Annotated in this window: 20 protein-coding genes; 6 read left to right on the top strand and 14 right to left on the bottom strand. The window is 48.6% G+C overall.

Annotated elements, in window-relative coordinates:
* Positions 1-20: 20 nt before the first annotated feature.
* The 5 genes from DW088_RS02720 to DW088_RS02695 all read right to left on the bottom strand — a co-directional run bounded on the left by DW088_RS02720 (position 21) and on the right by DW088_RS02695 (position 6,421).
* Positions 21-734, bottom strand: a complete 714-nt coding sequence (locus tag DW088_RS02720) for an antirestriction protein ArdA (protein WP_118359300.1) — start codon at positions 732-734, stop codon at positions 21-23.
* A gap of 4 nt (positions 735-738) precedes the next feature.
* Positions 739-1,824 carry a DNA cytosine methyltransferase gene (locus tag DW088_RS02715; protein WP_117854411.1) on the bottom strand — a complete coding sequence of 362 codons (1,086 nt, stop codon included), beginning with the start codon at positions 1,822-1,824 and terminating at the stop codon, positions 739-741.
* Entirely contained in the window at positions 1,811-2,167 is a 357-nt protein-coding gene (locus tag DW088_RS02710) for a DUF7768 domain-containing protein (protein ID WP_009901612.1), read from the bottom strand. The genes DW088_RS02715 and DW088_RS02710 overlap by 14 nt, the downstream gene beginning before the upstream one ends.
* A 310-nt stretch (positions 2,168-2,477) precedes the next feature.
* The gene (locus DW088_RS02705) at positions 2,478-3,857 is read right to left on the bottom strand and encodes a ParB/RepB/Spo0J family partition protein (RefSeq protein ID WP_118359298.1); all 1,380 of its coding nucleotides are present in this window, start codon (positions 3,855-3,857) and stop codon (positions 2,478-2,480) included.
* A 158-nt stretch (positions 3,858-4,015) separates the two neighbouring features.
* Positions 4,016-6,421, bottom strand: coding sequence for a DEAD/DEAH box helicase (locus DW088_RS02695; protein WP_118359296.1), 2,406 nt, complete (start codon positions 6,419-6,421; stop codon positions 4,016-4,018).
* A 257-nt stretch (positions 6,422-6,678) separates the two neighbouring features.
* On the opposite strand from DW088_RS02695, the gene DW088_RS02690 reads away from it, so the two are divergent.
* Positions 6,679-7,812, top strand: a complete 1,134-nt coding sequence (locus DW088_RS02690) for an IS3 family transposase (RefSeq protein WP_118359294.1) — start codon at positions 6,679-6,681, stop codon at positions 7,810-7,812.
* A gap of 399 nt (positions 7,813-8,211) precedes the next feature.
* Here the strand turns inward: DW088_RS02690 and DW088_RS02685 are convergent, their stop codons facing one another.
* The 6 genes from DW088_RS02685 to DW088_RS02655 all read right to left on the bottom strand — a co-directional run bounded on the left by DW088_RS02685 (position 8,212) and on the right by DW088_RS02655 (position 12,945).
* Positions 8,212-9,894 (bottom strand): recombinase family protein, encoded by a 1,683-nt coding sequence (locus DW088_RS02685; protein ID WP_199720393.1) that lies wholly within the window; start codon positions 9,892-9,894, stop codon positions 8,212-8,214.
* A gap of 91 nt (positions 9,895-9,985) precedes the next feature.
* The gene (locus DW088_RS02680) at positions 9,986-10,159 is read right to left on the bottom strand and encodes a transposon-encoded TnpW family protein (RefSeq protein WP_158565266.1); all 174 of its coding nucleotides are present in this window, start codon (positions 10,157-10,159) and stop codon (positions 9,986-9,988) included.
* A gap of 463 nt (positions 10,160-10,622) precedes the next feature.
* Entirely contained in the window at positions 10,623-10,865 is a 243-nt protein-coding gene (locus DW088_RS02670) for a helix-turn-helix domain-containing protein (protein ID WP_003431293.1), read from the bottom strand.
* The gene (locus tag DW088_RS02665) at positions 10,849-11,286 is read right to left on the bottom strand and encodes a sigma-70 family RNA polymerase sigma factor (protein WP_118359292.1); all 438 of its coding nucleotides are present in this window, start codon (positions 11,284-11,286) and stop codon (positions 10,849-10,851) included. The genes DW088_RS02670 and DW088_RS02665 overlap by 17 nt, the downstream gene beginning before the upstream one ends.
* A gap of 473 nt (positions 11,287-11,759) precedes the next feature.
* Positions 11,760-12,743 carry a 23S rRNA (adenine(2503)-C(2))-methyltransferase RlmN gene (gene rlmN, locus DW088_RS02660; protein ID WP_002584956.1) on the bottom strand — a complete coding sequence of 328 codons (984 nt, stop codon included), beginning with the start codon at positions 12,741-12,743 and terminating at the stop codon, positions 11,760-11,762.
* A gap of 16 nt (positions 12,744-12,759) precedes the next feature.
* Positions 12,760-12,945 carry a cysteine-rich KTR domain-containing protein gene (locus DW088_RS02655; RefSeq protein ID WP_003431289.1) on the bottom strand — a complete coding sequence of 62 codons (186 nt, stop codon included), beginning with the start codon at positions 12,943-12,945 and terminating at the stop codon, positions 12,760-12,762.
* Between the two features lie 398 nt (positions 12,946-13,343).
* Here DW088_RS02655 and DW088_RS02650 point away from each other — a divergent pair, with 398 nt between their 5' ends.
* The 4 genes from DW088_RS02650 (at position 13,344) to DW088_RS02635 (ending at position 16,026) form a co-directional block, all read left to right on the top strand.
* Positions 13,344-13,700 carry a helix-turn-helix transcriptional regulator gene (locus DW088_RS02650; RefSeq protein ID WP_002584957.1) on the top strand — a complete coding sequence of 119 codons (357 nt, stop codon included), beginning with the start codon at positions 13,344-13,346 and terminating at the stop codon, positions 13,698-13,700.
* A gap of 240 nt (positions 13,701-13,940) precedes the next feature.
* Positions 13,941-14,270, top strand: a complete 330-nt coding sequence (locus tag DW088_RS02645; protein WP_117515670.1) for a plasmid mobilization protein — start codon at positions 13,941-13,943, stop codon at positions 14,268-14,270.
* The gene (locus tag DW088_RS02640; RefSeq protein WP_117515668.1) at positions 14,231-15,580 is read left to right on the top strand and encodes a relaxase/mobilization nuclease domain-containing protein; all 1,350 of its coding nucleotides are present in this window, start codon (positions 14,231-14,233) and stop codon (positions 15,578-15,580) included. The genes DW088_RS02645 and DW088_RS02640 overlap by 40 nt, the downstream gene beginning before the upstream one ends.
* A gap of 92 nt (positions 15,581-15,672) precedes the next feature.
* The gene (locus DW088_RS02635; protein WP_117515666.1) at positions 15,673-16,026 is read left to right on the top strand and encodes a DUF6050 family protein; all 354 of its coding nucleotides are present in this window, start codon (positions 15,673-15,675) and stop codon (positions 16,024-16,026) included.
* 196 nt (positions 16,027-16,222) lie between these two features.
* Here DW088_RS02635 and DW088_RS02630 read toward each other — a convergent pair whose 3' ends face one another.
* Complete coding sequence (locus DW088_RS02630; RefSeq protein ID WP_442861165.1) at positions 16,223-16,639, bottom strand: hypothetical protein; 417 nt, start codon at positions 16,637-16,639, stop codon at positions 16,223-16,225.
* A 226-nt stretch (positions 16,640-16,865) separates the two neighbouring features.
* Here DW088_RS02630 and DW088_RS02625 point away from each other — a divergent pair, with 226 nt between their 5' ends.
* Positions 16,866-17,096 carry a helix-turn-helix domain-containing protein gene (locus DW088_RS02625; RefSeq protein ID WP_059004488.1) on the top strand — a complete coding sequence of 77 codons (231 nt, stop codon included), beginning with the start codon at positions 16,866-16,868 and terminating at the stop codon, positions 17,094-17,096.
* Positions 17,097-17,303: 207 nt separating this feature from the next.
* On the opposite strand, the gene DW088_RS16005 is transcribed toward DW088_RS02625, so the two are convergent.
* A complete protein-coding gene (locus DW088_RS16005) occupies positions 17,304-17,480 on the bottom strand; it encodes a hypothetical protein (RefSeq protein ID WP_166462245.1) in 177 nt (58 codons plus the stop codon).
* On the bottom strand, positions 17,477-19,336 hold the full coding sequence (locus DW088_RS02620; protein WP_117515664.1) for an antirestriction protein ArdA: 1,860 nt from the start codon (positions 19,334-19,336) through the stop codon (positions 17,477-17,479). Before DW088_RS02620 ends, DW088_RS16005 begins: the two co-directional genes overlap by 4 nt.
* Between the last annotated feature and the right edge of the window lies 1 nt (position 19,337).

Raw genomic sequence — 19,337 nt, 5'->3', positions numbered from 1 at the left:
GGCCATGCTGGCCCGAAGTCTTACCGTTCTTCATGGGAAGGTCCCGCCTTGTCCTTTTTCGGAGCGGGCGGGGTCTCTTGAAACCGTTTGAGTGCGGCGAGAATGGAGTGGACAGGCTCGGCCTTTTCGGGATAGGCAAATATCCGGTGTTCCGGCGGGATGTCCTGCGGCCCGTGATAATACTCCTTGAAGCCCTCCGGGACTGCCGACACATACCCACCGGGAGCGAATACGCCGCCCTCGTTGATACGCACATCCCGCCCGTATGCTTCATAATCGAAGTAGTTCTGAATGTGCTCCGGTATGTCGATGGTCCCAAACTCGTCGGCGTAAAGACGGCCCAGCCCTTCATCATCGGAAATATCCGGGTAAAAGCGGTAAAGGTCAAGGTTCTGCGTCAGGTTTATCAAATCCTTCACGCTCCTTGTGTGGTTTCCCAAGACAAGAGCGGCTTCAAAGGTTTCCAGTCCGCCCTTATCCCGTACTTCCAGCAGGGCGAGGCCCAGCTCGTTCAGCTCGTCGATGTTCTCACATTCGTAGAGATGATCGTAGAGTCCCAGCACATCGCTGTCAAAGCTGGTAAAGAACACTTCGCTGTACCGTTTCCCGTCTATCCCGATTTTGGCAAGGGCGGCCTGCAACTCCTGTGTCGTCATGGGGAAATGTACCGTTGTCCCTACCTCGATCCCCATCAAGGGGTACAGGGCTGTATTGGTTATATAGGCTTCAAACATGGGCTTATTCCTCCTTTCCGGCCCTGCCAGCCAGCACCTCATAGATCCCGGCCATAATGTAATCGGCGCAAGGGAGGGCAATCGCATTTCCCAGCGCCTTGTAGCGTTGCAGAGGCCGGATCTCCATGCCGTCCGCCCCGTACTTTGTCCAGCCCTCCGGCAGCCCCATCAGCCGTTCGCTTTCCGTTTCCGTCAGAAAACGGATGCAGCCGCCCTCCGGGTCGCCCTCATACCAGAAGGCAAAGGGCGTTACATCACTGGCTAAAAGAGTGGGAAAAGGGTCAGTTGGTAATCCGAAGCTGTTTCGGAAGGCCGTTTCTTCCTGCCTTTTTGCCGCTCCCCGCATACGGAAGCACTGAAAGGGGTGGATGACTGGTATCTGCCGCCCTGTTTCAAAAGAAGCTGTTCGATCTCCTTCGGCGGCGGCCCACCCGCCCTCTCCGCAAGGCGGAGGAAGTGGGAGCATTGGACGGGGCTTAAATAGTATGTCTGCGGCACGTCTGCCTCCAAAATCCGCCACGACGAAAATCCGCTGCCTTCGTGCCAGCCTTCGGGAGCCTGCCCAATACTGGGCGTCCATGAGCCGCCAGCACACATCAGGCGTTCCCCCTCGCACCATTCCGGCGTTTCCCCATCTTCCCGAAGGAGGCATTGGAACTTCGGTGTCCGAGAAGGCGGATAGGACGGCTCTAAAGTCCATCCGGTCATTTGTAGAAAACGCTCCCATGACGTTTTCCCAAACAGCGATAGCTGGATATAGGTTATCAGTAGCATCCCTCATTTCCTGTATGATACGAAACGCCTGATAGAACAGGCTTGATTTTGCCCCGGCAAGGCCGGAGCGGTTGCCGATCAGAGAAAGGTTCTGACAGGGAGAGCCGAAGGTTATCACATGGACCGGCGGGATTTTCCCGCCGTCCACCTTCGTAATATCTCCCAAATGCGCCATATCGGGAAAGTGCCTTTTGGTTATGGAGATGGGCGCTTTTTCAATCTCGCTGGCCCATACCGGACGGATACCGCACCGGGAAGCAGCCAGAGGGAACACGCCGATCCCGTCGAAAAGGCTTCCCAGCTTAATGTCCGGCATGGCCCGGGGTGCCGTGTCCCTTCACGGCAAGCACCCCTTCCAGCGTTGTCGCCGCAATGCCCAGCCGCCCGGCAACCGCAATATCGTTTTTTACATCCTCGTCCACAACGCTGCCACAGACGATCAGGGTATGGGAGCGCCGCAGCATATCCCGGCGCATATCAATCCCGGCCTTATGTTCCTCGGGAACGCTGTCATTCAAAAACAGCGGCAGGTACAAGAGCGGGCAGATTGGGGAAAAGCCCGCCTCATAAGCAAGGCGGCAGTAGTGGGCCGCCAGCTCCATATCAACATCCGGCTCGCCGCTCCATGCGGCGGTCAGGTATGCTAAAGGTCGTTTCATTGGTTGAGCCTCCATTTCTGTTTTGGTTTAGGGAAAAGCAAGAGTTCGCCCAACCCCTCCGCCCCTTCCCCCGGGAAAGGGGAACGGCTCTGGAGAATTTATATCCCCGTCGCTTGACCGGGAAAAAGCATAACCGGGAGAAATCCGTCAAGGGTGCCTCTGGCACCGCCTGCGGCGGCGCTGCCCTTGACTGATTTTCCCGGCTATGCTACGGAATAACTGGCGACGGGGAATAATTTATATCTCCAGAGCTTCGGGGCGCGGGGCAGAGCCCCGCAATCCTCGGGCCATGCTGACCCGAAGTTTGGGCTTACTTTTCCTGTTCGGTTTTCTTCTCCGGCTTTTCATGTTCCTTCTGCTGACCCTTCCAGTCGTCCAGCAGCTTGATGATCTGGTCCTTCATTTCCCTCGGCGTAGTTTCCTTGCCGAAATACTTGCTCAGTTCCGCACCTGTCAAAATCACTTTGTCTACCTCCTTTTTGTCCTCCATCATAATGCCGTCGATCACATCCCCGTTGAGCAGCTTCTTTTCGTCCAGCTCACGCATACGCTTTGCCTGCGCCTGTGAAGGCGAGGACTGCTGGCTGTCAATGGCGACGGCGATATAGTTCTGGTTCTTCTTGCCGATATAGGAAAGCTCCACCGCCGTAGTAAAACCCAGCTTTTTTTCATCCATCAGCTTCATCAGGTCGGGAACCAGCTCATTGAGACGGATATACCGCTGCACCTGCTTGACCGCCATCTTATTGCGCTCGGCCACAATCTCGTTGGAGCGTTTGCCTGCGTCCTTCGGGTCAATCTGGCCCGAAGTGCGGGAGCCCTGGTGCTTGATAGCTTCAAGCTGCATTTTCAAGGCTTTGGCCCGCTCACTGGGGAGGATTTCTTCACGCTGGTTCAGATTATCCTCGACCATCTGGGTGATGGCTTCATCATCTGTCAGGTTTCGGACGATACAGGGCATATCCGCATATCCGGCAAGCTCGCTGGCTTTCTGGCGGCGGTGGCCGGACACGATCTCATAGCCGCCATCCTCACGGGGACGGACGATAGCGGGCTGGGTCACGCCCTTGTCCTTGACGCTGGACACCATAGCCCGCATTTCTTCATCATCCCTAACCTCAAAGGGATGGTTCTTGAAGGCGTGGAGCTCGTTCAGCTTGATATAGACGATTTGTTCCTTGCCCCGGCGTGGTGCATCCTTCGGTTTTTCGGGTTCCTTCGGAGCGGGAGCGGCCTGTACCGTTGGAGCCGTTTTTTTCTCCGGTTCCTTTTTGACCGCCTTTTCCGGTTTCTGTGCAGGAGCTTTGGGCTTCGGGGTTGCGGCCTTGTCCTTATCTGCTTTCGGGGGACGGCCCCGGCGCTTCGGCTGTTCCGGCTCTTTGGGTTTTTCCTCTGCTTTTTTCGGAGCCTCCGGCTGCTTTTCCGGTTTCTCCGTTTTTGCCGGGTCAGGCTTTTCCACGCCGGGAGCTGCCGCCCGTTCCTCGGCTTTCTTTTCCTTCATAATTTCAGCGAAGTTATAGACAGAAACCTGTGGGGTCTTTACCTCTGGTTCCGTCTTTTTTTCCGGCTCCGGGGAAACGGAAACCTTCTCCGGCTCTTTTTGGGGAGCGGGAGGCGTTTCCTTGCCCGGCCCGCTATCCGTTACCGGCTGTTCCGGCGTTTTTGTGGTTTTATCATCTGCCATAAGCATTTACCTCCTGTTTTTTGGCATGAAAAAAGGGGCTCAACTTTTCAGTCAAGCCCCCGTGGGAAGTTCCTCCTTTCTCCGCCATGATACAAAAATACCGCCCGTAGTCTCGTTTGGGCGGTACTTTGTGTAAGATTGGCAGTCCATTATTAAGTTTTTTATTATGTTCCCTTTGTACACCGTTGCAAACCCTCCTTCTTTAACACTTTTGTATCGTGTGAAAAGTATGCGTCTTTTGCCAGTCTCTCGGTTGGAATTACGAGTATCGGTTCAAATAAAGTGCCTTCCCCATATGTTGCTCCGAACCAAGCACAATGTTCTTCCATCTGACCTGCTTCTGACTTACTAATAGATTTCCGATCAAGTAATACTTCTGTTTTGCATTCGATTAATATATACTTATTGCTTGCCGTACACCATAGTACATCTGGCCCTCGTCTAATTTCTTTATCTGGACGTTGACACATATACCCAAGGAGTTGGCCAATCCTGTAAAATGCACTTTCTGCCTTTTCTGCATCGACTCCGAAGGACATATTACTTAACGTATCTTCCACCTGAACACTCAGCTCTTCGTAGTTACCGAGAGACCGCAATTCATTTATAATACGCAAATTTCTAGAATTATCTAATGGATACCTAAGTTTATTATAAACAATTCCGGTTCGCGGTTTCATCAGTTGAGTATTCATTTTAAAGGCGGATGCCTGTACTCTACTAGCTTCAGAATGGCTTATTCGGTACAAAAATCTTGCTTTTTCTTGCAAATACCAGCCTTTTTCAGAGGGATCTGAACAAGTGTCAGCAATTTGTTGCATTGTTTCGGATGCGGCATCATAATTGCAGGCGGTTGCTTCATCATATGCTTTACGTTCTTGCTGAAGTATATGATATAATTGTGTTCTATCAAGCTGAGATAATTGAATATCCTCCATTTCTGAAGAGTAGTAAGCTTTCCACCCTTCATCTCTATTTAGACACTGACTAATCGTACTGAAGAAAAGATCGATTTCGGTTTGAGCACTATTTGCTGAAAGATCTTCCTTCGCCATGTCGACAATCTCGAAACCAATTTGAATTTGCTTCTGTGTCTGTGGTGAAAAAAGTTTTTGATTAGTAATACTTCTAATATATTTAATCAAGTCACTTCCCGTAATTAGGATCACGCTATAGTCTTTCTCACCTCTCACACTTCTTCCTAGACCTTGCTCGATTTTCTGAATAGTTTTTATGCGGATAATTTCACTCTCAGCTCTACATAGTTCTTCATACCTGTCTGATAGCGAGTCATAATAAGGAACAGAATCGATTATAAGTATACGACAAGTATCATCTGGCAAGTCAATTCCATCGTATCTATTGGCAAATATAATGGCCCTATTTTTATGATTACTCAAGTATTCTTGTAGTGTTTGAAATATTGATTTTCCAGAAGATCCGCTGTTTGCTAATACTCCACCCATTTTCTCATATTTTTTGCTTTTTTCAAAGCTGGGTGTTAATACGGCAATTCCAAAATCATGTTCAGCTGTTAACACATATTTAAGCAAATCGTCCGTATCAACATTTTCGCAAATGGAGTCAGGAATAAGAATCATTTTTTCTCCAGACCATGTATAACTCTTATCAACTAAAGGATGCTGTACAGCATCTACTGACAATCCTAAGCCTTTAATAAAAAATGTATCTTCTTGCGTGGTAGCAGACATCAATAATCTATGCGTTGCATTATTAAAAATGCTATATTGTTGAATCGGCAAGCATGCGGGGGCGATTTCAATTTTACTGCTGGATAGATATGCTTTACAATCTACTAGATGGTCTTTTAATAAAGGCCAAGCAAATCTTATGTGATTATCGTCTGTATATTTTGAAACAATTCTTGTTATCTCATCAATTCTATCTTGCCAGCACCAATACGGGATAGGCATAAGTGCATTAGAGTGCTTATTAAGTATATCTTGAAATGTTCCAACTCCCTGATCACGCAAATCCGGTTCAACAAGTTCTAGAATCTGCTGGTAGGCTGGCGAGTCACATAAGATCTGAATAGTGCATGAACCAATCATTGAATCAATACATGCATGAGAATCATCAAGAATAATACATCCAACTTGTATAGATTGGTTCCCTGTCCCAAAAATAGATAGCCCGTTAAAGACTTTCTGGACATATGTAATCAAAACACGCTTGCCATCTAAAAAGTCATTTGGGATTTCATTGTCTTTGTTAATAATACAAAATGGTATACCAAACTTTTGTGCGTCAAGGCATGCTTGTTGCATGAGATAAATGTTAGGACATACATAAACAACAGGGCCCTCACCATTGTTAATGTATGACAAAGCAATAAGTAGGCCTACCAATGTTTTTCCTGCACCAGTGTGAAGTTTGATAATCAAATCTTTTTTGTTACGACATTCTTTATGCCATTTGGTGAGAATATTAAACTGAATTGGCCGCAAGGGTCCCGTAACGCTTGAACGGTCTAGTGTGTTATAAATTTCAACTGGATCTATTTTTTTGACCTTTGTTCCATTCTTAATTCGTTTTGAAAAATCTATCATAGTTACCTCCAGTGCCAAGAAATATTTCTCAACTAGCTGTGACCTATCTATAAAAAATTATATCATTTATACGAAAAATAAGCAATATTATCGCCCTATGTTTGTCCTTTGGAGGTTTTGATTTTTTACTTTGTAGATTAAATACAGTTTTTTACATCGGTGCTAATCTCGTACATCACATTAGCGCCGAAGTCTTGCAAGTTTCCTCGCTTCATTTCCCGTGATATCCTAACCTAATAATAAAGGAGGATATTACTATGAAATACTCAAACAAAGAAAAGCTATCCATTGTTGCACGCTGTCAGCAAGGGGAAAGCGTCGCCGCTCTTTCCAATGAGCTTGCTATCTCACGCAGTACCTTATATCGATGGCTCAAATCTTTTCCTACGGACAGTGCTGGAAAACCGTTGAAGTTTTCCTATCAAGAATACACATTGCTCCAGCGTAAAGTTGAAAAATTACAAAATGTCATCACGATTCTGAAGTCCGCCGATTGCTTGGTATCTGCGCCATTAAAGGAACGGCTGTACGCGCTGGAACCGTTTTATGGGAAGTATGAGGTCCACACAATATGTGAAGCACTGGATGTCGACCGTGGTACATTTTACAACCATATGATACGCAACAAACGTGAAAATGCCTGGTTTGAGAAACGCCGACAAGAGTATTGCCAACTGATCCGCGATGTGTTCGATGAATATCAGCAGGTGCTGGGCGCGGAGAAAACTCAAACGATTCTTGTTCAGCGTGGTCATCAAGTCAGTAAGGAGTATGTTTTACGGCTCATGAGTGAAATGGGACTGCGCAGCGTTCGGATGACAGCAAAGAAGGAATATCTGAAGCTGCGTGAGCCGAAGAGGAAGAAAAATCTCCTACAGCAGCAATTTACTGCTGATCAGCCAAATCAGAGGTGGGTCAGCGATGTTAGCTGTTTTAAACTCAGAGATCACTATCTCTATGTCTGCGTGATCATTGATCTTTTCTCCCGCAAAGTGATCGCATATAAGATTTCAAAGAAGAACAGTACCCAGCTCATCACGGCCACGTTTAAGATGGCTTATGAGGAGCGAAATCCTCCAACTGGCCTTGTTTTTCATAGTGATCGCGGCGCACAATATACATCTCATCGGTTCCAACAGCTTTTACATGAGCATAAAGTACAGCAGTCTTTTTCGCGCCCCGGTGAGCCATATGACAATGCGGTAGCAGAGTCGTTTTTCGCATCACTGAAAAAAGAAGAGCTCTACCGAAGAAATATTACTTCCGATAGAGCATTTCAGGCCAGCATCGCTTCCTATATTGAGTTTTATAATACCAAAAGGCCGCATCGAACATTGAAAAATCTGACGCCATGCCAGATGGAAGAAAACTTCTACAAAAACGCCAAATGAGACATCGGTGTTCGAATCGTCAGGCTTTTGCGTTTTCTACTTCGATTTGAAGAGGTTTGAATTTGAGTGTCTCATATCCGTTTTGGCGTGGTAATCTCAAAAAGCGCTGTCATACCAAGGCTTTTAAGATACAAAACGACCCTACACGATCCGCAAGTCCCATCGACTTGTTCGGATTGGGTAGGGTCATTCATCCGCCATCCGCAAGGGAAGGGATGTTTGCAGGGGAAACCTTGGCCGGGTTTCCCCTGCTTTTCAATAACCCCCGCCGCAGGCGGGCGATTTGCGAAACAAATCGAAGGGGCACCAATCAAAAGAGGACATCCAAAAGGTGCCTCCCGATAAGAAAACATCGTGGGGCAAGAGAGAAACGGTATAGCTTCGGCTATGCCGTTTTTCTCATTCTTGCCTTGATGAAGTAACTTTCGATACTTCCAGGGCTCCAATGCCCTTATAGTAGATGTCAATTTCCTGGGTGCGGTTCTTGCCCTTTGGATCGCTGGCGGCATGGACAACGATCTTCTCGACAAACTCATGTAAGATACATGGGGTTAATTCAGGAATTTCCGTATACCGTTCTACAACGGAGAGAAACCTTTCCACATTGGCGCTTTTTTGTTCCTCTGCTTCGATTTCATCACGGAGAGCAGCCGCTACATCTTGAAGCTGATGCTGCTCTTTCTCGTAATCGGTAGAGAGCTTTTGAAAACGCTCGTCAGAAAGTTTTCCCGAAATAGTATCTTCGTAGAGCCGCTTGAAAATGGTGTCCAGCTCTGCAATCCGCTTTTCGGCATCGGCCAATGTTTTCTGCCGTTTTGCCAAATCTTGGTTACGTTGGCGCATATCCGCATCCATGACCATCTTCACAAAATCGTCTTTGCGCTGTGATGCGAAGGAAACGATCTCGCGCAGATTTTGCAGAACCAATTCTTCCAGGATAACAGTTCGGATAGAATGTGTCTGCCCACATACATCACGGCTTTTCCGATAGCCGGAACACAGATAGTATTCCTGATCGCGCCGGAAATTGGTTGCCCTGCATTGGTACATAATGGAGCCGCAGTCGGCACAGAACATCATGCCGGAGAACATACCCATTTCTCCCATCTTTGTGGGTCGGCGCCGCGTCTGCCTTGCGAGCCTTGCTGCATCGGCAATCGCCTCCGTCCAGATGGCTTCGTGGGTATTATCAAAAATCTTCCATTCGCTTTCTGGATTGTGCAAGGTCTTTTTACTCTTGTAGGATTTTTTACGGGTTTTGAAATTAACTGTGTGCCCCAGGTATTCACGCCAGCGGTCCATGATGTCGGCAATCGTAGAAGAATCCCAAGCGTAAGGAGAACCTTTCTTTGTGACATTGGTTGTTCTGCCCTTGCTCGCATAGTAAGCAGCCGGAGTAAGAATTTTTCTTTCCGTCAGTTTTCTTGCAATCTGCGAGGGTCCCAAACCATCCATGATATAGAGACCAATTTCATAAACTACCTGGGCGGCTTCTTCATCCTTCACCCATTGCTTTTTGTCATCAGACGATTTCATGTATCCATACGGAGGCAAAACAGTCAAATGTTCTCCTGCATTGCCTTTCACTTTCATAACGGCACGGATTTTTTTGCTGGTGTCTTTAGCGTACCATTCATTGATGATATTGCGGAAGGGCATAAACTCGTTGTCACCCTGAGTGCTGTCCACACCATCATTCACCGCAATAAAGTGAATATCATGTTCGGGAAACATGATTTCCGTATACATGCCGACTTGCAGATAATCACGTCCGAAACGTGACATATCCTTGATGATGACCCTCTTGACAAGGCCAGCCTCAATGTCTGCAATCATCTGCTGAAAGCCTGGGCGGTTGAAGGTCGTACCTGAGATGCCATCATCAACATAGAATTTGAAATTGCTGTATCCATGCTCACGGGCATACTTTTCCAGGATTTTTTTCTGGTTTACAATGCTATTGCTGTCACCCTGCAATTCATCATCACGGGATAAGCGACAATACAAAGCTGTAAGTTCTTCGGAGCTCATAGCCGTGTAAGGGAATTGAAGCGCGGCAGCGGTGTTTGACTGATAATACATAAATACCTCCTATCTGGCAGTCAAACACGATATTGAAGTCCAACTTCATTATACCGCGCTTTCTTTTCCCTGTCTGCCTGTTAAGAGGTTTTCAAGTCACAGTTTGTTTCTGAACATCGGCTTTTATCAGGTTCTCCAGTTTGGAGGCTATCGTCTGATTTCCCGTTTGAGGGAAAAAAGAATTGACGATAAAGGTCGTGTTGCCGATCTTCTTTTTGCTCCGCATAGGCGGGGCATATTTATTTTCAGATTGAATTTTCTGCATAATAAGGCCCCTTTCATGCCATTTCATTAAAACCATAAAAGAGGCAGAAAACGGACGGCTGCTGGCCGCAGCTCCACGGGAATCTCACCCCGGCCCATGCTGATGGGTGCGCCGCGCAATGCTTTGAGGGCGTTCAACGCGGGAGTCTCATTATCCTGTCTGCGTATCCTCGCCCACAGGCTGCCACACCTGTTTTGCGGCCTGGTTTTGTCGCTCACCTGTTTGGTAGGGGTCCCGTCCTGCGGACTTGCAACAGGGTCATGGCGCACCGGCCGACCGGCTCCACACAGACAAATTGTATCCGTCTGCCTTATTCTGCCCGAAGGCTTTCTTTGTCAAGGAACAATAAGGCTTTGTCAGCCTGTAAAAACATACCGTTTCCGATATGCTTTTACGGAACGACAAACAGCCCATAACGGGAAGCGTGGAAAGGGGTATACGCTCCCCGCATGGGCTTAAAGAGTTAGCCTACATGAAACGCAAGAGTGCGGGTAATAAGGCGCACTTGCAGCCTGTTACGCATTTCTTCGTCCACATAGGAGTAAGTATTGCCCGCGTCGTCTTTCAACGTTCGGGTACAAAGTTTCGCTATGTAACCCTCATAATGCTTCAAGATCGCGCACATGGCGTTTGTGTCGCCGTTTGCCGCTGCGGAAATGACAGGGAACGGCAACAGATTTTCAGATTTCCTAACGGTGTTCATCATCTGCTTTTCCCTCCAAATATTGTTTGATCTTCGCAAGCGCGGATTTCCTATGCCGGAAAACCGTCGTGCGTACAACATTCAGCAGTTCGCCAATTTCCGTGTCGCTCATATCCAAGAAGTAGGACAAGAGAACAATATCGCGTTTTCTTTCAGGCAAAGCGGTAAGGGCTTCGGCAAGCAGTTCATTTTTGACGAGTACATCAAAGCCGGACACTTGAAAACGGAAATAATCGCTTTCGTATTCGTCCGTTGTGAAAAGCTGCGCGAGTTCGCTTTCGCTCAAATCCGAAAAAGGTACTTCGCGTGCTGCGCGTTTCGCAAGAGTGCGGCGGTGGCTTTTCGCTTCGCCAACCAAAGTTTTCTTTGCTAATGCGTCGTACTGATGTTGTATTCTTTCCTTGTCGGAAGAAGATAGCTCCATAGAGTTCACCTCCTTCCCGCGTGGAGTAGAGGACGGGAGTTAAGGGCTTGTCCTCTCTGCCCCTTTCGCTCCGTACCCGTTCGGGAGATGGCTCTTGAGTGCGTTTTTCAGAAAAAAGTTGAAAAAAGCAAAATGCGCCCGTCCGCAAGACGCGGACGAGCGCAAAGGAAATGTAAGAAGTATTTAGATGTATTGACAGTTCATACTCATAGTCGGAATATCCCGCTTGCGGAGCATAGCTTTTTTTGACCGCAAAGCATTAGGCGGGTTACAGTAAATAAAAATGGACACGGCGATACCTCCCCGATACCGCCGTATCCTTAAAAAAGGGCGACTTTAATACACTACCCGCAATCCATTCTATAATAGGGAACAGCGGCTTTTGCGCAATATTAAATAAAAAAGCCGATAACACATAGGTTTTTTGACCTAATGCGTTATCGGCTCTGCGTCTATGCGTCTGGCACTTTTAATCATTTTTTTTTGAATTTATTATATGTGTTAGCTAACTGTCCACAAGCCGCGTTAATCTCTCTGCCATGAGAAACTCTCATAGTAACTTCAAGTCCTGCTTGCTCTAATTGATGTTTGAATGCAACTATTTCCCGTTTCTGTGGTGCTTTAATTCTTGAATTGCTTGTTGGGTTGTATTGTAACACGTTAATCATAACTTTTTTGCCCCGAAACCATTTTGCAAGTTGTCTTACATCTGAGGGCCGGTCATTTATACCCGGTAAAAGCAAATACGCAAAGACAATTTTGCGATTATGCCTTTCAGAATAGGATAAGGCTTGCTTAACAACATCTTCAATAGCATATATGCGCATGTGAGGAATAATACGATTTCTTGCAGATTGTGTTGCTGCGTGTAAAGATATTGTCAACTGAATTTTAAGATGTTCCTCGCGCAATTTTTTTAATTGATCGACCGGACCAACTGTTGATATGGTAATGCCGTCGGTTGGAAAGTTGAGCCCATATCTATCTCGGAGAATATGGATTGCTTTTATCAAGTTGTCATAATTGAATAAAGGCTCTCCCATACCCATAAAAACGATACGGTTTACTTTTCGACGCAACAATATAATCTGTTGTACGATTTCTGACGATGTTAGATTACGAACAAAGCCATTTCGCCCGGACTCACAAAAAATACAACCAACAGGACAACCGACTTGTGTGCTCACGCAAACAGTTCCACCATCTCGCCGCTTGATAAAAACCGTTTCAATGTATTTGTTGTCTTTCAGTTCGTAAACATACTTTTCAGTATCACTGCTTTTGCAAATATTTTTTACCAACATTGATAGATTTTTTTTGCGTGGTAATTGCTTATATAATTCTTCATATAAGGCTTTTGCTTCATTCTCGCCAATAACTTCCGACATTTCTTTGTAAGTAAATCCGTATGGATCATTCCGTACTTCCGCAGGCGTATATTTAGGTAAACGTTTCATTTTTATATCCTTTCTTCTAAATAATAAAAGTTTGTTTTTCTGTATTTTTGATTACAATCTCTAATTTTTCTACATCAATGATATGCGTCAATTTGCATTTAGGGCAGAAAAGAGGAAAATCTTTTAATACAGTATTATGAAATACTTGAACTCTCGTCTTTCCGTTACAAATCGGACATTTTATCCAATATTTTTTAAGCATTATATTTCACTCGTCCTTTTTACACAAAAAAATGCAGGTCAATCCTCAACATGAGCATTGACCTGCATTTATAATGCACAGAGCAGTACAACAAAACTAAGGCATAGCTTGCACTATGTCTATACTATATCTATACGTCGTTAGTTTTTTGTATAGCATCCGCAAAATAAGCATGACAAAAAAGCCCATGTTGAAAATGGGAAAATCCTTTTTTTCAATGCTTATCTAATACGCATGCTATGCAACATAAACGCCGCCTCCTTTTACATAAATTTTATTTTATCAGAAAATCAGTCTACTGTCAATACACAACAGGAAGTATTTAACCTAATGATATGAATTGTGTGGACATATCCAAAAAGAAAGGTGAACTGTAAAATGTAACAGGGTGAATGAAAATGGCAAAAAGACCCGTACCATTGTACGACTTTAAGGCTTTCGGGGCAGCTATAAAAGCCGCGAGAAATGAATACGGCGAGAGCCGCAAAAAGGTAAGCGACGAGTTATATATTTCCCCGCGCTACCTTGCGAATATCGAGAACAAGGGACAACAGCCGAGTTTACAGGTATTCTATGACCTTGTAACCCGGTATCATATTTCGGTAGATCAATTTTTCTTCCCGAACAGCAATGCGGAGAAATCCACCGGGCGGCGGCAGCTTGACGCGCTGCTGGACGGTATGAGCGATAAAGGCATACGGATTGTAACCGCAACAGCAAGGGAGATAACGGAAGTCGAAAAAGCAGAGGATTAACCTCACAATATGAGAAATCGGGAGATTGCAGCGCATGGCGGCTGCAATCTTTTTTTGCGTCCAAAATCAAAGGAACGCGCAACAAATACCGCCTTTCGGTGGGGGTATGGAGTAGATAGCAAGCACAGCAAACGAGTACCCGCTTGCGATTTTTGGCTTTAGGGAACCCTCTCCCTAAACCCGAAAAATGCTTGTTGGGAACATCCCAAACCCTGATACGAAAAGAGGCGAGATACCACGATGGCAAACCGAAAACGAAATATCCAGGTGAAGTTCTATGTGACCGCCGAGGAAAAGGAACTGATGGAACAGAAGATGGCCCAGCTCCAGACAAAGCGGATCGGCGCCTACCTGCGGAAGATGGCGATTGACGGATATATCATCCAGGTGGACACCAGGGACATTAAGGAGATGAACAAACTTCTGTCCGCCATTGGCCGGAACATCAATCAGATTGCCAAGCGGGTCAACGCCGGAGGCCCCACCTATCAGGCCGACATGGAGGAAATCCGGGAAAGGCTGGATCAGATATGGCAGTTACAAAGACGCATCCTATTAAGTCAACGCTGAAAGCTGCGATTGACTATATCTGCAATCCTGACAAGACGGACGGGAAGCTGTTGGTGTCCTCCTTCGGCTGCGCCGCCGAGACCGCCGACATTGAATTTGAATGGACACGCCGCCATTCCATCGACAAGGGCACACACCTGGGCCGTCACCTGATCCAAGCCTTTGAACCTGGGGAGGTCATGCCAGAGGAAGCCCACCGGATCGGCATGGAACTGGCACGGGAGGTCCTGGGCGGCAAATATGAATTTGTCCTCACCACTCACATTGACAAGGATCACGTCCATAATCACCTGATTTTCAATGCGGTCAGCTTCACCGACCACAAGCACTACCATTCCAACAAGCGCAGCTATCACGAGATACGCCGGGCCAGCGACCGGCTGTGCAAAGAACACGGCTTGTCCGTCATCGTCCCTGGCCGGGATAAGGGCAAGAGCTACATTGAGCATCAGGCCGCACAGAACGGCACCAGCTACAAGGCAAAGCTGAAAGCCGCCATCGACCGGCTGATCCCCGTGTCCTCCAGCCTGGAAGATTTGCTTGCCCGGTTGCAGCGGGAAGGGTACGAAATCAAGCGGGGAAAGTATATCTCCGCCAGGGCGCCGGACCAGGAGAGGTTCACCCGGCTCAAAACCCTGGGCGCCGATTACACGGAAGCAGCCGTTGTCTCCCGCATTGCCGGAGGTCCCAGGCCCTCCAGACAGCCCCAACAGCGCAGCGGGAAGGTCAGCCTGCTCATTGACATTCAGAACAATATCAAGGCCCAGCAGAGTGCCGGATACCAGCGGTGGGCAACCATCGAGAATCTGAAACGGGCGGCCGCCACCATGAACTTTCTCACCGAACACGGCATCGGCAGCTATGAGGAATTGGTGGAACGGTGTGACGCCGTTGCCGCCGCCTCCATCCGTACCAGGGAAAGTCTGCGGGATACGGAACAGCGGATCGCCGACCTTGCCCTCCTGGGAAAGCAGATCGACACCTACCGCAAGCTGAAACCTGTCTATGACCGATACAAGGCATCAAAGGACAAGGAAAAATTCCTGCGCGGCTTTGAGAGCGAGATTATCTTATTCGAGGCGGCCGCCAGGGAAATCAAAAAGGCCGGGCTCACCAAACTTCCTTCCTCCGATAAGGTGAAAGCAGAACTGGAAGGACTCTCCGCCCGCAAGGCCGCCCTGCAAACGGAACTTCGGAAGATACAACGGGAGGAAAAGGAATATGACACCCTCCGCCAGAATGTGGACGCCCTGCTGGAAAGGCCGAAGGAACAGGAACAGCAGCGGCAGCGGAGCAACGACTTGGAGTAACGGGGATTGGGCGCTTTTGACAGTCTTTGCAAAACCCCTGGGCGCATGGTTATCCGGCTGATATAATGGAACCAGGGATGGAGGTGCTGACTGTGACGAAATCCGAAGTAATCAAAGAGTTTTTCAAAAAGAGCGTGCTGCCCGTGGCGGTGGCGGCTTTGCTGTACTGCATTTTCAAATCCGTCTGCACAAAAGATGGAGTCACCGACTATGTATGGCTGTTCATCCTTTGCGGTCTGCCTTTTGGCATCCCACGGATGTTTGCCTGGATCGTGCCGGGCGGCTCTTTGGGAACCGCCCTTCCGTTGTTTCTGCTGAACTTTATTATTGGCGGAGTGATCGGCGGTTTCGTCCTGGTCTGGCGACTGCTGGTGTCTACCTGGTATATTCCCTTGACCATCTATCGACTGTTCATAACAAGAGGGACTTCCTATATTCCAGAATAGCACTATGGAAATGTGGAAAACGGCCGCTCCACCGATGGAAAACAAATATTTACGACCTGATGGAAAAGCTGTCAGCTTTCCCACAGCCCGCAAACACTGTTTCCCACAGCGCCGCCCCTTTGACCGTTTACACACATTCCCACAGCGCCTACTACTGCTACTGAAAATGAGCGCCATCACCGAAAGATGATGGCGCTCATTCTTTTTCTCCGTATCCTTCCCCAGCAAGATTTAGTATATTCTTTTTTTCTTTCTGCGCATAGCGCATGGTCTGATAAGCTCCGCCGCCTGTATGGTCCACATAGAATACAACGAGATTGCTTCGCTTCACCATCTGCCGGTTGCGAATTTGAAAAGCGCCTTTTGGATGGCTGCTGGCCGCGCTGCCGCATATCTCGATTTCATCATAATAGGTTTCAAAGTTTTCCATATTGTTGCGCAGCTCCGCCGTGGGATATGGCAGTATCCAAATCAAGGAACTGTTGTCATCCCGAACAAGTCGCTGCTGGCGTTTGACAGCGGAGGAAACGATCTGGTCAAAATCTCCGTCCCGTCCGACCAGGAACTCCACATACTCCTTTTCCAAAAGCAGCGCATGAACCAGCGCCTCCACACGATCCTCCGCCTCACGAAACTCCGGGATGATCCGGTGTCCAAAAAAACTAACAGTAAATATGTTCACGGTTCTATCTTCGCCATTTTCAAGCCAGTCCCTCCAACAAAGTAAACAATCCACTTCTCATTATATACAAACATTGACTTAAAGTAAATAATTCTTTAATTGGTCTCAATTATAATTTACCTGTTTTGTTGGTAGCATAATATCAGGAGGTGATATTATGCAAACGGAGTTTCCAGAACGCTATATCACTTTGGGCTTGAAGATCGCATATTACAGAAAAAAGGCGGGGATGACACAGGAGGTCCTTGCGGAGAGGATCGGGAAAAGTGTCAACTTCGTTGGTCAGGTAGAAGGAACAGGTACGGTTCGTGGCGTATCTCTTGAAACATTGTTCAAGATCGCCCAAGTGCTGAAAATCCCGCCCTCCAAGCTGTTAGAGGATGACTGATCGACTGCGACGCAGCCAGAACAAAAAAAGAATGGGAGCGCCAACCTCGGATAACTGCATCCGATGTTGACGCTCCCATTTTGCTTGATAAAAGGTGAAAATCCGGCGTTTTTCCTATGCAGAAACGCCCTGCCGCTCCACATGGGAAATCATACTGCCCCTACACGGAAAAGCCGTCACAGCCGGTTTCTTTGACTGTTTTGAACCCTAATTCCCGCACTTTTTGGAACGGAGGGAAAGATAGTGCGGACAGGACAACACCACCGCCCGGAAACTCTGCTTGCAGGGATGGATACAGCCCTTGCATAGCTTGTTATACTGGCGTCTGCCGTTCTCGCCCAGGAAGAACGCCCATTCCAGACGCCATTTCTTGCTCCGGCTCATAAGTCGCCCAGCTCCGGGGGCTTCTTCTGCGGGGCAGGCTTGTCCGGGCTTTTCCGTTCCGCGCACTCCCGTTTTGCGTCCTCCAGTCGCTCCCGGATGGAAGGCTTTTTCTCCGGCGTGGTCCTGCGCGCCTCGGTCTGGGCTTTCTCCAATTCCTCACCACGGCGGCCGTTGTTGATGATCCCGTCGATCATGCCGTAGTCATCCTCCAGGGTCATTTCCGCCGTGCGCAGCGGGTTTTCCGGCTCCACGGGAACGGATACGATCTGCCCGTTGATGCTGGCGAACAGCTCCGGCCGCTTGAATTGCTCGGTGTATTTCTGGATCATGTCCGGGGGCAGGGACGCAAAACTCTCCGGCCCCAGGCCCACCACCAAGAAGGTGCCTGCCACAATGTCGTAAATCTCCCCATGCTCGTCCCGGAGAGAGCGGTTCAGGTCCAGACCGATGAGCTTGCCCTCGTCGTTCAGCACCAGCCCCACCGGATCGTCAAAGGGATAGGAGGCGGCAATGTCGCCGCCCACCTCCGCTTGCAGCGCATGGAGGCCGGGGTCGATTTCCTTCACATAGGGTTCCTTCATGGGCTCCACCACCAGGACAGTCAACTTCTCCGGCGCGGTATGTTCGGGTGCGTCTCCGCTGGGGATGGCAAAGGCGCGGCTGCCGTTGGCCATGATGAGATACTTTCCGTCCTCGGACTCGTGGTGGAAACCGTATCCGGCCGCCTCCATCTGTTCCCGGCTCATATCCGTCACATGGAAGGTGCCCCTGGGAGTCCGCACCGTCTCGCCGGTCTCTCGGTCATCCGGGGTGGGCGCCGCTTGCTGCCCGTACAACTCCGCTTCATACTCCCGGTTTGCCTGCTCCGCAAAGGACAGCATCTCGTCCACATGGGACTGATCCGGGTTTTCAATGGCCTCCCGGATCGCCTGGGGGTCCACATCCAGAAATTCCTCATAGCCGGTGGCGTCCTTGAACTTCTCGATCTCCGAAGGCAGATAGTCCTCCTGGGTCTGCCCCAGGGCGGCCAGTTTCTCGTCCAGGGCGGAGATGCGCCCGGCCATCAGGTTTTCGTAGATTTCTTCCTTTGCCGCGTGTTCCTCCGGGTGCTCGGCGGCATACTGCGGATCGTTCTGCCGGAAAAACTCGTCCATATCGTAGGCAAGGTCCATGGCCCATTCCGAAATTTCTTCTTCGGGGATGTCATCCTGGAAGGTCATTACTCGGTATTCCTCCGGGATGCTACCGCGCTCACCATCGTAATACTCATGGAAGCTGTCCCCGGTATCCCGCACATAGCCCAGGTCGGTGAACTGGCCGCTTTCCTCCAGGGCGATGTCCCGCCCGTAGGCTTCATAGTCGATGTAATTGCGCAGATGCTCCGGCACCTGCATGGCGTCCAGTTCCTCGATATAATACCGGCCCAGATCATCGTGGTCATGGATGTCGGGGTAAACATCGTAACAGTCCAGGTTTTCCGTCAGGTTGATAAGCTCCTGGATGCTGCCCGTGTGATCGCCGATCTCCATAGCCGCCTGAAACCGCTCATATTCATCCTGGCTCATATCATCCAGTTTGGAAGCCAGGTAGTTCAGCTCGTCCAGGTTTGCATACTCACCCAGCAGGTCATAGAGGCCGTCCACATAGCAGTCGTAGTCCGTGATGAACCATTCCTCATAGGTCTGCCCGAAGTCGTCCTTCGCACCGATCCCGATACGCTCAAAGACCTTTTTCAGTTCCTCCGCCGTGGTGGGGAACTTCACCCATTCGCCCACAAGGGCACCCTCGTTATATTTGCCCAGGTTGGTGATGAAAGCGGCAAAGGGATAATCTTTGTCATAGTCATAATGGGGCATA

It is taken from the genome of Butyricicoccus sp. AM05-1 (genome assembly GCF_003474415.1).
Classification (GTDB): domain Bacteria; phylum Bacillota; class Clostridia; order Oscillospirales; family Butyricicoccaceae; genus Agathobaculum; species Agathobaculum butyriciproducens.
This window is presented reverse-complemented; position numbering and strand designations above follow the sequence as displayed.

What these genes read in the sequence shown, in the direction of transcription:
- DW088_RS02720 (WP_118359300.1), bottom strand. Translation starts at nt 734, where the DNA reads ATGTTTGAAGCCTATATAACCAATACAGCCCTGTACCCCTTGATGGGG.
- DW088_RS02715 (WP_117854411.1), bottom strand. Translation starts at nt 1,824, where the DNA reads ATGCCGGACATTAAGCTGGGAAGCCTTTTCGACGGGATCGGCGTGTTC.
- DW088_RS02710 (WP_009901612.1), bottom strand. Translation starts at nt 2,167, where the DNA reads ATGAAACGACCTTTAGCATACCTGACCGCCGCATGGAGCGGCGAGCCG.
- DW088_RS02705 (WP_118359298.1), bottom strand. Translation starts at nt 3,857, where the DNA reads ATGCTTATGGCAGATGATAAAACCACAAAAACGCCGGAACAGCCGGTA.
- DW088_RS02695 (WP_118359296.1), bottom strand. Translation starts at nt 6,421, where the DNA reads ATGATAGATTTTTCAAAACGAATTAAGAATGGAACAAAGGTCAAAAAA.
- DW088_RS02690 (WP_118359294.1), top strand. Translation starts at nt 6,679, where the DNA reads ATGAAATACTCAAACAAAGAAAAGCTATCCATTGTTGCACGCTGTCAG.
- DW088_RS02685 (WP_199720393.1), bottom strand. Translation starts at nt 9,894, where the DNA reads ATGTATTATCAGTCAAACACCGCTGCCGCGCTTCAATTCCCTTACACG.
- DW088_RS02680 (WP_158565266.1), bottom strand. Translation starts at nt 10,159, where the DNA reads ATGCAGAAAATTCAATCTGAAAATAAATATGCCCCGCCTATGCGGAGC.
- DW088_RS02670 (WP_003431293.1), bottom strand. Translation starts at nt 10,865, where the DNA reads ATGATGAACACCGTTAGGAAATCTGAAAATCTGTTGCCGTTCCCTGTC.
- DW088_RS02665 (WP_118359292.1), bottom strand. Translation starts at nt 11,286, where the DNA reads ATGGAGCTATCTTCTTCCGACAAGGAAAGAATACAACATCAGTACGAC.
- rlmN (WP_002584956.1), bottom strand. Translation starts at nt 12,743, where the DNA reads ATGAAACGTTTACCTAAATATACGCCTGCGGAAGTACGGAATGATCCA.
- DW088_RS02655 (WP_003431289.1), bottom strand. Translation starts at nt 12,945, where the DNA reads ATGCTTAAAAAATATTGGATAAAATGTCCGATTTGTAACGGAAAGACG.
- DW088_RS02650 (WP_002584957.1), top strand. Translation starts at nt 13,344, where the DNA reads ATGGCAAAAAGACCCGTACCATTGTACGACTTTAAGGCTTTCGGGGCA.
- DW088_RS02645 (WP_117515670.1), top strand. Translation starts at nt 13,941, where the DNA reads ATGGCAAACCGAAAACGAAATATCCAGGTGAAGTTCTATGTGACCGCC.
- DW088_RS02640 (WP_117515668.1), top strand. Translation starts at nt 14,231, where the DNA reads ATGGCAGTTACAAAGACGCATCCTATTAAGTCAACGCTGAAAGCTGCG.
- DW088_RS02625 (WP_059004488.1), top strand. Translation starts at nt 16,866, where the DNA reads ATGCAAACGGAGTTTCCAGAACGCTATATCACTTTGGGCTTGAAGATC.
- DW088_RS16005 (WP_166462245.1), bottom strand. Translation starts at nt 17,480, where the DNA reads ATGAGCCGGAGCAAGAAATGGCGTCTGGAATGGGCGTTCTTCCTGGGC.
- DW088_RS02620 (WP_117515664.1), bottom strand. Translation starts at nt 19,336, where the DNA reads ATGCCCCATTATGACTATGACAAAGATTATCCCTTTGCCGCTTTCATC.